11 protein-coding genes are annotated in these 14,970 nt (G+C 69.0%); 8 read left to right on the top strand and 3 right to left on the bottom strand.

Annotation, left to right across the window (positions count from 1 at the left end; translation table 11 throughout):
• Positions 1–381: 381 nt before the first annotated feature.
• The gene (locus AB0411_RS19615) at positions 382–1,329 is read left to right on the top strand and encodes a bifunctional riboflavin kinase/FAD synthetase (protein ID WP_366418558.1); all 948 of its coding nucleotides are present in this window, start codon (positions 382–384) and stop codon (positions 1,327–1,329) included.
• Positions 1,330–1,661: 332 nt separating this feature from the next.
• On the opposite strand, the gene AB0411_RS19610 is transcribed toward AB0411_RS19615, so the two are convergent.
• From AB0411_RS19610 to eccE, 3 genes are all read right to left on the bottom strand, one after another.
• Entirely contained in the window at positions 1,662–4,427 is a 2,766-nt protein-coding gene (locus AB0411_RS19610; RefSeq protein WP_366418557.1) for an SCO5717 family growth-regulating ATPase, read from the bottom strand.
• Positions 4,428–4,760: 333 nt separating this feature from the next.
• Positions 4,761–5,603: a hypothetical protein gene (locus AB0411_RS19605; protein ID WP_366418556.1), complete on the bottom strand. Its 843-nt coding sequence runs from the start codon at positions 5,601–5,603 to the stop codon at positions 4,761–4,763.
• Positions 5,603–6,829 carry a type VII secretion protein EccE gene (gene eccE, locus AB0411_RS19600; protein ID WP_366418555.1) on the bottom strand — a complete coding sequence of 409 codons (1,227 nt, stop codon included), beginning with the start codon at positions 6,827–6,829 and terminating at the stop codon, positions 5,603–5,605. Before eccE ends, AB0411_RS19605 begins: the two co-directional genes overlap by 1 nt.
• Positions 6,830–7,175: 346 nt before the next feature.
• Between eccE and eccB the strand changes: the two genes are divergently transcribed.
• From eccB to AB0411_RS19565, 7 genes are all read left to right on the top strand, one after another.
• On the top strand, positions 7,176–8,813 hold the full coding sequence (gene eccB, locus AB0411_RS19595; RefSeq protein WP_366418554.1) for a type VII secretion protein EccB: 1,638 nt from the start codon (positions 7,176–7,178) through the stop codon (positions 8,811–8,813).
• A gap of 361 nt (positions 8,814–9,174) precedes the next feature.
• Positions 9,175–9,498 (top strand): WXG100 family type VII secretion target, encoded by a 324-nt coding sequence (locus AB0411_RS19590; RefSeq protein WP_006602761.1) that lies wholly within the window; start codon positions 9,175–9,177, stop codon positions 9,496–9,498.
• 122 nt (positions 9,499–9,620) lie between these two features.
• Positions 9,621–9,914, top strand: a complete 294-nt coding sequence (locus tag AB0411_RS19585; RefSeq protein ID WP_006602760.1) for a WXG100 family type VII secretion target — start codon at positions 9,621–9,623, stop codon at positions 9,912–9,914.
• A 301-nt stretch (positions 9,915–10,215) separates the two neighbouring features.
• Positions 10,216–11,355, top strand: coding sequence for a type VII secretion-associated serine protease mycosin (gene mycP, locus AB0411_RS19580; protein ID WP_366418553.1), 1,140 nt, complete (start codon positions 10,216–10,218; stop codon positions 11,353–11,355).
• 2 nt (positions 11,356–11,357) lie between these two features.
• Entirely contained in the window at positions 11,358–11,675 is a 318-nt protein-coding gene (locus AB0411_RS19575) for a hypothetical protein (RefSeq protein ID WP_260635517.1), read from the top strand.
• Positions 11,676–11,736: 61 nt separating this feature from the next.
• Complete coding sequence (locus AB0411_RS19570; RefSeq protein WP_366418552.1) at positions 11,737–13,371, top strand: WXG100 family type VII secretion target; 1,635 nt, start codon at positions 11,737–11,739, stop codon at positions 13,369–13,371.
• Positions 13,372–13,467: 96 nt separating this feature from the next.
• Positions 13,468–14,817: a S8 family serine peptidase gene (locus tag AB0411_RS19565; RefSeq protein ID WP_366418551.1), complete on the top strand. Its 1,350-nt coding sequence runs from the start codon at positions 13,468–13,470 to the stop codon at positions 14,815–14,817.
• Positions 14,818–14,970 lie beyond the last annotated feature (153 nt).

Raw genomic sequence — 14,970 nt, 5'->3', positions numbered from 1 at the left:
GGGACGGGAGCGGTTCGGAGGCCACCGCCGTGCCCGTTGGCTTCTGCGGGCGTCCTCCTGGCCGTTCGCATGGGTGTCTCCGGTGTCCCCGGTGTCCCCGGTGTCCCCGGTGTCCCCGGGCGTCACGCCGCCCGTCCGTGGCCGGGCGAGATCGTCGTGGCCGTACGGAGACGGTACGGGGCATTCCGAGACCGTCCGAGACCGTCCGAGACCGTCCGGGAGCGTGCGGGACCGCCCTCGGTGCAAGGGCGGGCCCGTGCTCCGGCAAGCGCTCTGCGCCACCCTTCGCGCGGAGCATCACCCGCGGCATGGCAGTCTTAGACCTGCGCCATGCCGAATTGGCGCAAGGGACGGACACGGTTCGGGCGAGGAGCGGGCACTGTGCAGCGCTGGCGTGGCTTGGAGGACATCCCCGAGGGCTGGGGACGCAGCGTCGTCACCATCGGCTCGTACGACGGAGTGCACCGCGGCCACCAATTGATCATCGGCAAGGCCGTCGCGCGCGCCCGTGAGCTGGGGATTCCCGCGGTGGTCGTCACGTTCGACCCGCACCCGAGCGAGGTCGTGCGGCCCGGTACCCACCCGCCGCTGCTGGCGCCGCACCACCGGCGCGCGGAGCTGATGGCGGGACTGGGGGTGGACGCGGTGCTGATCCTCCCGTTCACCAAGGAGTTCTCGAAGCTGGCCCCGGCCGACTTCGTGGTCAAGGTGCTGGTCGACAAGCTGCACGCGCAGGTTGTCGTCGAGGGCCCCAACTTCCGCTTCGGGCACAAGGCGACCGGCAACGTCGAGACCCTCGCCGAGCTCGGGACCACCTACGACTACACCGTGGAGGTCATCGACCTCTACGAGCGCGGGGCGGCGGGCGGCGGCGAGCCGTTCTCCTCCACGCTCACCCGCCGGCTGGTCGCCGAGGGCGATGTGGCCGGTGCCATGGAGGTCCTCGGGCGGCCGCACCGGGTCGAGGGCGTCGTCGTGCGCGGTGCCCAGCGCGGCCGCGAACTGGGCTTCCCGACGGCCAATGTGGAGACCCTGCCGCACACCGCGATCCCGGCCGACGGCGTCTACGCGGGGCTGCTCCAGGTCGAGGGCGAGGCGATGCCGGCGGCCATCTCGGTCGGCACCAACCCGCAGTTCGACGGCAAGGCCCGCACCGTCGAGGCGTACGCCATCGACCGGGTCGGGCTGGACCTGTACGGCCTGCACGTCGGGGTGGACTTCCTCGCCTACATCCGCGGCCAGGAGAAGTTCGACACGCTCGACGCGTTGCTGGAGCGCATGGCGGTCGATGTGAAGCTGGCCCGGGGCCTGATCGCGGACGCGGGCTGAGCCTTCGGGCTTCTCGCGCCTTCTTTCCCCTTGGGCCGCGCGGTCTTTCCTCCAGGTTTTCCCCCAGGTTTCCCCCCAGGTTCCCCCCCCAGGTTTTTCCCCGCCGCCCACCCCCCTTCGGGGGGTGGGCGGGTGTAGAGGTGAGGTATCGCCAACTCGGCTGGTTCCAGGCGGAGTTCGGCCGGGAACGGTTCACTCGTCCGAGGGATTGCGTGATACGGGTCGGGGCCCGGCATCTTACTGATGCCGGGCCCCGACCCGTTGTGTGCGTGGCACCTGCCTCACCGCGGTGCGGTGCGCCCGCGGGGTGAGGCAAGTGCCCTACGCCCGTCTCACTGCGGAGGCGGCTGCTGCTGCCACCCCGGTGCCAGGCCCGGGTGTTCCGGCTGCGGCGCGTCCGGAGCGGGCTGTTGCTGCTGCCAGTGCGCCGGCGGTTGCGCCGGCTGCTGGGTCCAGCCGCCCTGCTGCGGCGGGTAACCGGCCGGCGGCTGGCCCTGCTGCGGCTGCTGCGCCTGGGGCGGTGCCTGCTGGGGCTGCCCTTGCTGGGCGTACTGCTGCTGGGCGTACGGGTCGCCGCCCATCTGCTGCTGCGGATACATCCCCGCCGCCTGCTGCGCCCGCGCGAAGTCCTCGGCCACCAGGGCGGAGAGGTTGAAGTACGCCTCGCGGGTCTTGGGCCGCATCATGTCGAGGTCGACCTCGGCACCGGCGGCGAGATGCTCGTCGAAGGGGACGACCACCACGCCGCGGCAGCGGGTCTCGAAGTGCGACACGATGTCATCGATCTTGATCATCTTGCCGGTCTCGCGGACACCCGAGATGACCGTGATCCCGCGCTGCACCAGGTCGGCGTAGCCGTGCGCGGACAGCCAGTCCAGGGTGGTGCTCGCACTGCTCGCACCGTCCACGGACGGAGTGGAGATGATGATCAACTGGTCGGCGAGGTCGAGGACTCCGCGCATCGCGCTGTAGAGCAGACCCGTACCCGAGTCGGTGAGGATGATCGGGTACTGCTTGCCGAGGATGTCGATCGCCCGGCGGTAGTCCTCGTCGTTGAACGTCGTGGAGACCGCGGGGTCCACGTCGTTGGCGAGGATCTCCAGGCCCGAGGGGGCCTGCGAGGTGAACCGGCGGATGTCCATGTAGCTGTGCAGGTGCGGGATGGCACCCACCAGGTCACGGATGGTCGCACCGGTCTCGCGCCGCACCCGTCGGCCGAGCGTGCCGGCGTCCGGGTTGGCGTCGATCGCCAGGATCTTGTCCTGCCGCTCGGACGCGAGGGTGGAGCCGAGCGCGGTGGTCGTGGTGGTCTTGCCGACACCGCCCTTGAGGCTGATCACCGCGATCCGGTAGCAGGACATCACCGGCGTACGGATCAGCTCCAGCTTGCGCTGGCGCTCCGCCTCCTCCTTCTTCGCGCCCAGCTTGAACTTGGACGGCTGGGCGTTGGCGCCGGGCTTGCGCTTCTTGGGCTGGTTGCGCAGCAGCCGGTCGGAGGTCAGCTCCACCGCGGCGCTGTACCCGAGCGGCGCGCCGGGAGCGGCCCGCTGCTGCGGCTGCTGCTGACCCGGCTGCGAGTACGACGCGTAGTTCGCCGCGGCGTTCGGGTCGGCGGCCTGCTGGCCGGGGAGCGGCTGGTACTGCGCCTGCTGCTGGGCCTGTTGAGCCTGCTGGTGGGCCTGAGCCTGCTGGGCCTGCTGCGCCTGGGCCTGCTGAGCCTGCTGCGCCTGGGCCTGCTGAGCCTGCTGGGCCTGAGCCGCTTGGGCCTGGGCTGCCTGGGCCTGTGCCGCCTGCTGTGCGGCGGCCTGCTGCTGGCCGTAAGCGGCCGCCTGTGCCTGCTGGGGGTACTGGCCCTGCTGCGGGTAGCCCTGCGCACCGGTCTGCGGATAGCCGTAACCGGACTGCTGCGCCGCCGCGTGCTGCTGCGGCTGCTGGCCCTGCTGGGGGTAGCCGTAGCCGGACTGCGGATAGCCGTAACCGGACTGCTGCTGGCCGGGGACGCCCTGCTGCTGTTGCGGGTAGCCGCCCTGTTGGGCGGGCTGTCCCTGCGGATAGCCGGCCTGCGGCTGGTGCGCCTGCTGTTGCTGCTGGGCCGGAGCCTGCTGCTGGCCCTGCTGAGCGGCCTGGGCCTGCGCCTGTGCCATCCGCGGGTCCGCCGGCTGGAACTCCGCCGGTAGCGGCGGCAGGTTCCCCTGCCCGGGCACACCCTGCTGCTGGCCTTCGGCCGCAGCGCCCCACGGAGCACCCTGCTGCGGTGCTCCCTGCTGGGGGACGCCCGGCTGGGGCATGCCTTGTTGGGGCATGCCCTGCGGAGGCGTCTGCTGGGGCACTCCCTGCTGCGGTACGCCTTGCTGAGGCATGCCCTGCTGGGGCACGGCCTGTTGCGGCTGCGGCTGCGGCTGCGGCTGCGGCTGCGGCTGGGCCGGGGCGGGCTGTGCGCCCTGTGCCGTGGCCTCGGGGGCCGGCTGGACGGGGGCAGCGGCCTCGGGGGCCGGAGCTCCGCCCTCGGCGGCCTGCGGCGCCACGGGGGCATCCGGCTGCGGCGCCTCCGCGGCCTGCGGCTGCGGCGTCACGGCGGGTGCGGCCTCGGGCTCGGACGCGCTCGTGGTCTCCGCTTCGGTGTCCTCGTCGTCGTCCCACAGGGAAGCCGACGGGTCGTCCGTGCCCGAGCGCCGATTACCGGCGCCCGCGTCGTCGTTCGCGCCCGGCGCGGCCTCCGCGGCCGCCTCGGGCCCGGGAGCCGGTGCGTCATGACCGGCGTCCTGCGGGCGCAGCGTCGGGAAGCCCGGGGGTGCGGCGTCCACGGGCGGCGGAGCCGTCGGCGCACCCTGCTGGGGAATCCCGGGCGCACCCTGCTGCGGCGGCATTCCGGGCGCACTCTGGGCGGGCCCGGCCGGCGGCTGACCGGTGGGCGGAGGGGTGGGCGAAGACGCAGGAGGGGTCGCGGGGGAGGCGGCACTGCCCCCACCACTGGTGTCGTTGCTCGCGTACCAGGCCGGTGCGGCGAAATCGATCTTGAACTCACCGGTCAGGTCGAACTCGGACTGGTCGTCGTCAGGATCGTTTCCGTCCGGACGGAAAGCCTCCTGCTCGTTCACTGTGCCTCCTGGTGTACTGCAACGCACCTGAACGGCAGGACCGGATACAGGCGGATCGATCGGATGTAGCGGAAGTCGGAACACACCACCCGGGGTTGCGCCAACACTAACTGTCTTCGTCCCCGTTTCGACTGCCGTCGTGCTGTGCTCCTGCGGCTCTCCCACACAGCCTAATCAAGAGTCGGCCCCCAGCGGCAGTCGGTGCCCTGTCGTCTTCGAGCCCCTCGGCACGCTGACGGGCGCACCCGTGGGTGCGCCCGTGGAGCGGTGCCTGCGGCCGGTTGCGTACGTGCTGCGCGAAGCGCCCGCGGGGCAACCGGCCCGCGGTGGTGGTCAGTCCATACGGCGCGGCCCGCCGAGCAGGTTGGTCTCCGCCTCCGTGGGCTGGGTCATGACGAACTGGTGGCCGTCGCGCGAGCACCACAGCATGGCGTTGTCGCTGAGCGTCGGCAGCACCGCGCCGACCTGCTCCGGCAGCCGCATGATTCGCGTCACAACCTCCGCCTCCTCGGGCGAAAGCCGCTGCAGACCGACCAGGTCGGCACGGCTGAGCATCTGCGGCGACCGCGGCCCGAGGAACGGCAGCACGGTCAGCACCGACTGCCAGGGGCTCGGGGCGAGCTGATTGCGCGGGGGGCGCGCACCCATGTCCCGCACGACCAGCACGGGGCTGGAAACCGACGGTCCCTGGGGAGCGATCTGCCGCACGTCGTGGACGGAGACGCACTGCTGTCCGCCGCCCGCGGCCTGCGCCATCTGCCCCCAGGCCGGCGGCCGTGCCGTCTCGACCGCGACCCGGGCACCGGTGGCGACCGTGCGCAGCGCCAGCACCTGTGCCATCCACATGCTGCCGACCAGCGCGATCTCCATCGGCGACGGACGCAGCAGGCTCAGCACGGCGGGCTGGTTCTGCGGGTCGATGCCGATGATCACGCCGTCGTCGCCGACCGGCAGGGTCAGCGAGGCGAGCGACTCGGCGGTCAGGACGTGCGGGCTGCGCCGCGGGCCCCGCAGGCCGAAACCGGGCCGGGGCTTCGGGCCGGTCGGGCCCGACTGCTCCTCGTCCGGGCGCGGCTGGTGCGAGAGCCGGCCGCCGCTGACGGCGCCCCCGATGGGGGGATTGCGCCAGCCGTTGCCGCTGGTGTTGACGCGGGGCTGATAGGTGGGAGAGGCCATCAGCGGGTACCTCCGAGGGGGAGCGTGGCCAGCAGGCCGGGCAGCTGTTCCCGGTCGAGCCGTACGAGCCCGACCTTCACGGAACCGGAACGGCGCTCCAACTCGCTCTGGGCGGCCGAGAGTTCGTTCTCGCTGCGGGTGGAAAGACGGACGTAGCCCGAGATGGCCGGGGCGCGGCCGCCGCCGTGCGTGGCGGTCAGCGTGAAGGTGCTCGCCATCGCCCTGGTACTGGTCAGCAGCTGGGTGACGGCCGCCAACGGGGCACCGCCCTCGCCGAGTTGGGGCCAGCGGCCGATCCAGTAGGTGGTGTGCCAGCGGTCGTCGCAGCGCATGGCCCGGGTCGTCTCCTGGGTGCGGCGGGCCGCCCGGCCGTCGCGTCCCATCGCCCCGTTGGCGGCCCGGGGGCTGACGCACACCGCGGTGCCGATGGCGGCCACGACCTCGCGCTCGGCGAGCACCTTGGCGCGTACGCCGTGTGCGGTCAGCCGGCTGACGAGCTGGTCGGCGGCGCGCAGCAGCGACCGCTTGGCGCCCTCCATCCCGCCGCCGCGGGCCTCGATCGCCTCCGCGCACAGCTCGGGGTCGAGCTTGAGCGCGATCCACGTCAGCTGCAGCGCCGGCGTCTGCGACTGGGCCTGCAGCGGCGCGTACGAGCGGGCCGCGACGGCCTGTTCGGGCAGGTGCGGCGCCGGTGCCGGCTGGGTGTACTGGACGAACTGCACCGATTCGAGGTGGATGTCCTCGATGTCGAGCGCGGTGTGCAGCACCTCGAGCGGCAGCATGTGGCTGCCGCGCTGCGGCCGCAGCGGTTCGTCACGGGCGTCCACCTGCACGAGGGCCGTCAGGAACGTCCCGTCGCCGACGAACCCGATGGCGCGCTGGTCCGCCTCGGTGGTGAACTCGTAGGTCTGCAGCGCCGGTTCGCACTCCACCACCGGTGCGAACGCGGGGTCCACGCCCTGCGTGGCGGCGAGCGCGGCCACGCTCTCCTTGCCGCGGCGCTTCATGGCGCGCACGGTCGTGATCCATTCCGGCAGCGGAATCTTCCGCCGCCGGCCGAGCGCGAAGACGACCAGAAGGGCCGCGATCACGATGGCCGCGGTCAGCGCGGCCGGGTGGATCGTCCATCCCACCAGCACCAGCGCGGCGGCGAGTTCGATGATGGCCAGCTGCTGGACGCGCACCCCGCCGATGGTTCCGGCCTGTTGGCGCAGCCGCGGTGCCACCGGACCGGCCGGACGGGCTGCGGAATCCCGGTCACCATTTCCTCTGTTGCCCGAAGCTGTACCGTTTTGGCCAGCATTTCCCGCGTATTGCGGGGCAGCGGAAGGCTGTTGCTGCTGTTGCCGCCCATTGCGGCGTCGAGCCCTGGTGGCGCTGGACATCCCCCGGCCTGCTCCTCTACTGGTGGTGTGGCCCTCTAGGCGTATCGGTCGCCCGTTGAGACTGGTGCGTTGGAAGGTGGCACCCGTACCGTACGGGTCGATCGACACACGGCATAGTAGAGGGCGCTACGGCGTGAGTGCCGGGGGCGGTCGCTGTGGATCCAACAGGCGGGGAGAGAAAGCAACAATGGCATCACGTCGGGACGAGCTGAATGCGTATTCGTTCGCTCGAAAGCGTACGAATGCGGCATTTCTGAAGCCGCTGCCGAACGGTTCGATCGAGAGCGCCCCCAAGCCGCTCAAGGCGGTGGTGCCGAGCATCGTCGTGGGTGTCCTGATGCTCGTGGGATTCGGCGCGTGCGGCATTCTCAAGCCGGTTGCTCCGCAGGGGTGGGACGAGGTCGGCAAGAATGTCATCGTCGGGGACGAATCCACCACGCGTTATGTCGTGCTGAAAGGCAAGGGCGGCAAAGGTCAGAAACTGCTGCACCCCATCCTGAACCTCGCCTCCGCCCGCCTTCTTATCGACCCGAAGTTCCAAGTCGTCAAGGTCAAGGAATCCGAGCTGGACGGAAAGATTCCGCACGGCCCCGCCCTCGGCATTCCGTACGCCCCCGACCGGCTGCCCAGCCCCGAGGACGCCGACAAGCCGAAGACCTGGGCGGTGTGCAACCGCCCCGGCGCCAGCGACAACGCCAAGCCCCAGCAGGCCGTCTTCGTCCTGGCCGGCAAGGACAAGAAGCTCGTCGAGGGCAAGGGCAAGCTCGACCTCCACCAGGCGCTGTACGTCGAGGACCCGCAGGGCAAGAGGTGGCTGGTCGATCACAACGGCATGGCCTTCGGCTTCGACTCCACCCGTATGGGATGGAGCCCCACCGGGGGCAAGCAGGAGGGCGACGCCGCACTGCGCCGCATCGTCTTCGGCTCCAGCGCCATCCCGCAGAAGGTGTCGAAGCAGTTCATGGCGACCCTGCTGCCCGTCCCCGAGCAGCTCTCCATCAGCATGCCCAAGGTCGAGGGCGCGGGCAGCGAGACCAGCGACCCGAAGGTCCCGCAGAAGGCCCGGAGGGTCGGCTCGATCCTCCAGGACAGCTCCGGCCAGAAGTACGTCGTGGAGCGGGACGGCATCGAGAAGGTGTCGAAGTTCGTCGCGAACCTCCTGGAGGAGGGCGCGAACGCGAAGATCCTGCACCCCGACGGCTCCCGGCTCACCCCGGTGCCCATCGCGGCCGGAAGCATCGACCCCAAGACGGACGACGCGGGGAACCCGACGACCTTCCTGGGCAAGGTGTTCGGCGACATCGACTCCCCGTGGCCGACCGAAACCCAGTCCGCGGCCAACGACTTCACCCACGGTTCCCAGACCGGCGGCCTGGTCTCCCCCACGGACAACGGCGTGTCCTGCAGCGTCTACAACGGCACCAACCGCAAGTACCCGGGCGGCGAGGAGAAGCAGCTCGGCTACCCGAACGGTGTGCCGGACATGCAGACCTGGATCGGCACGGACTACCCGGCCAAGATGGCCAGCGGCTCCAGCTCGTACGTCACCCCCGGCAGCGGCCTGCTGTACACCGAGGTGCCCACTCCGCAGGCGAAGAGCGGCAGCCTCTTCCTGGCGACCGACACCGGGCTGCGCTACTCCATTCCGCGGAACAACGACAGCGCGAGCAAGGCCGGCAGCGACAAGGAGGAACTGGACAAGTCCAGGCTCCACCTCGGCTACGGCGGCACGCATCCCCCGCTGATTCTGAAGGCCTGGTCCAGCCTGCTCTCCGAGGGCCCTTCGCTGGACATCCACAGTGCTCTGAAGCCGCAGTCGTCCTGATATGAGCGAAGTCCGCGCCGACGCCCGGGAGGGGCTATCGGCGCGGACTTCGCCGTCACCCGGATTCCTGCACCATAAATTCACCACTGCCATCCCGGATGTTCCCGGTGCGATCTTCGTCGCACTCCGGCGCGCCCGTTCGTGACCGATAGCAACGCTTCTGTCCGTTTGCCTTGAACGGCGTTTCCAAGGCGGGCAGTTGACGATGTTGTGATCCCGTCACAAGAACGCTCCCCCTGTTGGGGAGAGGCATATGGAGTGGTTAAAGTAGCCAAAGGCGTCAGCAGGAGATGCCTACCGCGCGAGCGCCTGTGTCGGCATGCCGCGGTACGACGTACAAGTCTCATGGGGGACGTTGACTATGGCTGGTCAGCAGTACACAACCACCGAGGAGGAGATGGTCGCGTTCAGCGGCAAGATCTCCTCGGTCAACCAGTCGATCCAGGGCGAGATCTCGCGCCTGAACACGGTCGTCGACACCATCACGTCTGGTTGGAAGGGTGCTGCGGCCTCCTCGTACAACCAGCTCCAGTCCCAGGTGAACGAGGACGCCAACCGTCTCAACCAGCTGCTGGGTGAGATCAAGGAAGCGATCGACGAGACCACGAAGAACTACTCCGCCTCCGAGGAGGAGCAGGCCCAGTCGATTTCGCACGTCTCCGCCTCGGCTTCCCCGTTCGGATGATGGGGCCGCGCCGCTGACCGCGGCGCACGCCCAGCTGCCGCAGCCCGGGCCCGTCGGACAACTCCGCCGGCCCGCTGCGGCATGTGAATCGACCAGGCATCATCTACTCCTGAGGAGACACCATGTCAGGCCAGATCCTCGTTAATTTCGCGACGATCTCGCAGGCCAGTTCCGACGTGCGCGGTACTGCCAACAACATCCGCCAGCAGCTGGACGACCTCGAGGCCGGCGTCAAGAAGATCGCCGCCAGCTGGGAAGGTGCGGCGCAGGAGGGCTACCAGGCCCGCCAGCGCGAGTGGGACCAGCGCGCCGCCTCCCTGCACTCGACGCTCGAGGCCATCGCCAAGGCGCTGGACCAGGCCGCGCAGAACTACCAGGCCACCGAGCACAAGAACTCCGGCATCTGGGCGGGCTGACCCAAGGTCGGCACATCACGGATGGCGATCGGCTGAGCAGCCCCGACGGCTCGCACAGTGGTCAATGAGGGCGAGCGCGCTGCACCGGTGCGCTCGCCCTTCTGCCGTCCACCTGCACCTTCGTTTTCTCCCTCCCGCCCCGCCCCTTCCGCCACACATGGAGAGCAGACAACCCGTGGGATCTCGCGCCATTGGTCACCGAGCCGGGCACCGCCGACGAGCGGCAGGTGCACTGGTCACGGCGGCGTGCATTGCCGGCCTGTCGTGCGGCACGGCCGCACCGGCCGTCGCGGACCCGAACGTGCCGCTCAACAGTGGCGAGTGCAAGTTCGGCGCCGACGACATCCCGGAGACCCCCTGGTCGCTCCAGCGGCTGCTGACCAAGCAGATGTGGGCCCAGTCCACGGGCAAGGGCGTCCGGGTCGCCGTGATCGACACCGGCATCGACGCGGGCAACCAGCAGATCAAACCCGCCATCGGAAGCGGCGCGAAGACCTTCGTGAAGGGCAAGCCGACCGACGACCGGGTCGGGCACGGCACCAAGGTCGCGGGCATCATCGCCGCCCGCAGCAAGCCCGGCTCGGGCTTCGTCGGCATCGCGCCGGGCGCGACCGTCATCCCGCTGCAGCAGACGAGCGACGAGAAGGCCGGAAACTCCGACAGCCTGGCCGACGCCATCAACTACGCGGTCCGCCTCAAGGTCGATGTCATCAACATCTCCCAGGGCACGGACGCCAGCCCGGACAAACTGGGCCCCCTCCAGGCGGCGATCCGGAACGCCGCGGCCCAGAACATCCTCATCGTCGCCTCCGCCGGCAACGACGGCGCGAGCGGCAAAGAGAAGAACATGTACCCCGCCTCGTTCCAGCAGTACGACAACGTGCTGTCCGTCGCGGCCTCGGACCGCAACAACGAGCGGGCCCCCTTCTCCCAGCCGGGCGAGCGGGTCGACATCGCCGCACCGGGCGTCGACATGGTCTCCACCGTCCCCGACGGCGGCAACTGCGTCGACCAGGGCACCAGCTTCGCCGCACCCTACGCCGCGGGAGCCGCGGCCCTCCTCATCGCGAAGCACAAGCACGACCCCAGGCCCTGGACCCCCCGCGAGGTCATCTGGCACCTGGAGCAGACCGCGGAGCGCGTGCGCAGGGAGGCGGACCACAACATCGGCTGGGGCGTCGTCGACCCGGTGGCCGCCCTCAACGACGACACCAGGCCCACCGCCTCACCCAAGCCGGACAAGCCCACCAACGCGGCTGCCGGCTCCAACATCCAGCCGGCCGCCGTGACTTTCGGTGAATCACCCGAGGAACGACGTGCCCGCATTTCCATCTACATCGTCGGCGGCGGACTTCTTGCCGTCGCCGCGGTCGTCGGCTCCTCGATCGCCATCCGCGACTGGCGCCGGAAGACCGGTTTGAACAATCACGGGGAGGCTTAATCATGGCGCATGGGCAGTACGGCGTTGATCTGGACGCCTTGGACCAGGTCATCAAGGAACTCAACCATGTCCTCAAGGAGATGGGCGACTCGACGAGCACGGCCGAGAACAGCACCTATCTTCCGAATGGATCCCTGGGTGAGGGATTCAAGGAGGAGAAGGAGCTCTACGGGGCTCACGAGAAGATGAAGGGCGACATCCACAAGATGATGCGCATGGTTGAGGGCCTTGTCGACACGTTCGGAAAGAAGTCGAACAAGGTCAGGGGCGCCTACCAGGACGCCGAGGCAGACAACTCAATCAGCATGAGCGGACAGTGACTTCCGTCGGCGGATCGCAGTGACAGGAAGACTTATTCGATGACGGAGTGGGGGACAGTAGATGGCATCGAAGGACAGTGATTTCAAGCCGGCGAAGGTCCAGGTGCCGGAACCGCGCAAGAAGCCCGCGAAGGGGTCGGGTGAGTCCCAAGAGGTGGGCCACGACGTCATCGCGAGCCGTCCTCAGTTCACGGAGAAGGGACTGAACGACCTCAAGCAGATGGTGGCGGGAGCCAACCCTGGAGAGGTCGCCAATGTCGCCAAGGGCTGGCGGGATGTCCGAGTCGCCCTTGTCGGCGAGGGTTGGCAAGAAGGAATCAAGAAGCACTTCGATGATGCCGTGACCAAGGTCCTGCAGACCTGGCACGGTTCCTCTGCTGACCAGTTCGCCGCGTCGGCACAAAAGATCAGCGACAACTTCGCCAACCTCGCGCTGTATCCGCACAACACGGGCGAGGTTCTCCACCAGATCAGCGAGAACCTGAAGGACGTCCAGAAGTTCGTCGACGACGTTCAGGAACCGAGCGGCTGGGAGAGCAAGGCGGACTGGCTCTCCGACAAGGCGAGTTCCGGAGTCGGCAAGGGCGCAGCGATCGGCAACACTCTCGCCCCGGGCGCGGGTGCCCTGGTCGGAGGCCTGGTGGGCGGAATGGTCGGCGGCGACGGACGCGATGACTCGCAGCTGAAGGCCGACCTGCAGAACCCGAACATGAGCATCTGGGATGCCATGAACAAGAACCGCACCCAGCTGTCGCTGGGGAAGGAGCGTCAGCTCCAGGCTGCTCATTACATGGAGCAGTTGGGGACGACGTACCGGAGCGGGGTGAAGGCCCTGGGCTCCACCCGTATTGATGACGATCGCATCCAGCCGCCAGCTCATGACGGCGACGGTGGTGGGGGCGCCATCCCGGGTATCGGGGCATTTGGCCCCATGCCGTCGACCCCGAAAACAGGCGCACCGTCGGGGAAGATGCCGGGGATGAAGGGCGGCGGTTACACAACCCCGACGCCCATGGAACCGCCGCGGCCGCACGGCATCGACGGTGGAGTCGGCAGCGTGCCGAAGCCGGCCCCTGCGCCCCACGTCGGGACCGGACTTGACGGCCTCTCTGGAGGCAGTGGCATCGGGACGGGCGGCGGCGGACTCGGCGGCGGCGGCGTCGGCGGCGGCGCGGGCACCGGGGGATTGGGCGCAGGCTCGGGCAGTGTCGGCGGAGGCTCCGGACCGGGCATCGGAGGTGCTGGCGCGCCGGGCATGATCGGCGGCATGGGCGGTGCCGGTGGTGCTCGTGCCGGCGGCACCGGGACCGGAGCAGGTGCTCGCGGCGCTGGTCGTGCCGGTATGCCGGGCATGGGTGGTGCCGCGGGCGCTGCCAAGGGCGCCGGTGGTGCCAAGGGCGCTGGCGCCAAGGGCGGTGCTATGGCACGGCAAAAGGGCGGTCTTGCCGGAGGCAAGGGCGGCAAGCTCGGCGCCGGGTCCCAAGGAGGATCGGGCCTGCACCGCAGCCGTGGCGGCACACAATCGGGTGGCGCAGCAGGCGGTCGGCGTCCAGCCGGCATGGCCGGTGCGCATGGTGCTCATGGGGCAAAGGGCAAGGACAAGAACGGAGAGAACGGACAGCGTCCGGACTACCTGGTAGAAGATGAGGAGACCTGGACGCCGGAGCGTAATGTGGCGCCCAAGGTCATCGAGTAGGGCCTGCTCGGTCCAGGTCAAGTGCTCGGCGGAATCGAGGTGAGGCCCGCAGTCCTTGGGCTGCGGGCCTCACCTCGCTAGGGAGAGGTGTACGGCATGAGCTTCACGCGGACGCTGCGTGCGGTGGGCGGCGCGGTGGTGGCGGGAGCACTGCTCTTCGGCACCGCTCCGACCGCTTTGGCTGATCAGAACAGGAAAGATCAATGGCCACTCAAAGCGTTTGATGCTGCGAGTATCTGGAAGGAATCGACGGGCAAGGGCGTCACGGTCGCAGTAATCGATGATCCCGTGAACGGCAGTCACCCTGATCTGAAGGGTAATGTGCTGCCAGGGAAGAGTTTCATCGATGGTGGACGCGGTGACCGCAAGGGAACAGGTAACCACGGAACCGGCATGGCGTCACTCATTGCTGGCCACGGGCATGGTGCCGGAAATGCCGATGGCGTTATGGGACTTGCGCCGGATGCGAAGATCCTTCCCGTTGCCACTCCCGAGGTAGGAACGGGAGTGGACGATACAGGGCTCAGTAACTGGATCAAGTACGCTGTCGATCACGGTGCTTCTGTCATCAACCTGTCGATTGACCCTGCAGGCATCACCGAATCCGATGAACTCGCCGTTTCTTACGCCATCAAGAAGGACGTCCTAGTCGTCGCTGGAGCAGGAAACGACGGTGCGAGCAAGATCAGCGACCTTGCCTCTGTTCCGGGGGTCCTGTCCGTAGGGGCGGTGGACAAGACCGGACAGGTTTGGGGGAAGTCCAATTCTGGCAACCAGCTGTTGCTCTCAGCCCCAGGCGTAGAGATCACGTCTGCATCGGCTACCCCTGGGCAGTACCGGCTTGCCGATGGCACGTCTGACGCCACCGCGTACGTCTCGGCCGCCGCGGCTCTCCTGCGCTCGAAGTACCCCGACCTCTCTGCAGGCCAGATCGCCAACCGGCTCGTGAAGTCGGCCGGCCTGCCGCCGGGGCAGAAGGGGCTTTCGCTTCCTGATGCGCATTACGGATACGGCTTCATCCAGCCGCTGAAGGCTCTGACCGCCGATATCCCGGACGGCTCCAAGAATGGCCCGCTGAAGGCGCCCAAGGCGGATCCGTCCGCGGCTACCGGAGGTACGACGGCTGGTAGTGATCAGCAGGCGAGCGGTCAGAAGGAAGACGGCCTTGGTATGGGTGCCATTGTGGGTATCGCCGTTGGTGTCCTCGTTGTGGTGGCGATCATCGTCGTTGTTGTTGTCATCCGGCAGAAGAAGAACGGCCGCAATGGTCCGCCCCCCGGCGGTCCTGGAGGCTTCGGTGGTCCTGGCGGTCCTGGGTTCGCGCCGCAGCAGCCGGGTCCCTATCAGCAGACGGGACCGTACCAGCAGCCCGGGCCGTATCAGCAGCAGCCCAATGGCCCTGGGGCCTACCCGCCGGCGCCGCCCACCCAGCCTCCGGGGCGTTGAGGTCGAGGCAAGCAGTGTGTCTGAACTCGCGTTGAGCTTGTGAGACTGAAGGTCTCCAGTTGGAGTGCTTGTCGGCGTCACCAGGATGACGCGGAGGGCGCAGCAAGCCATGGGGAGAAGTGACTTGGGGCCCGCAGCCTGACGGTTGCGGGC

It is taken from the genome of Streptomyces angustmyceticus (genome assembly GCF_040701845.1).
In the GTDB taxonomy this organism is placed as follows: Bacteria; Actinomycetota; Actinomycetes; order Streptomycetales; family Streptomycetaceae; genus Streptomyces; species Streptomyces angustmyceticus_A.
The sequence above is the reverse complement of the archived record's forward strand: the minus strand, read 5'-3'. Positions and strand labels throughout refer to the sequence as shown.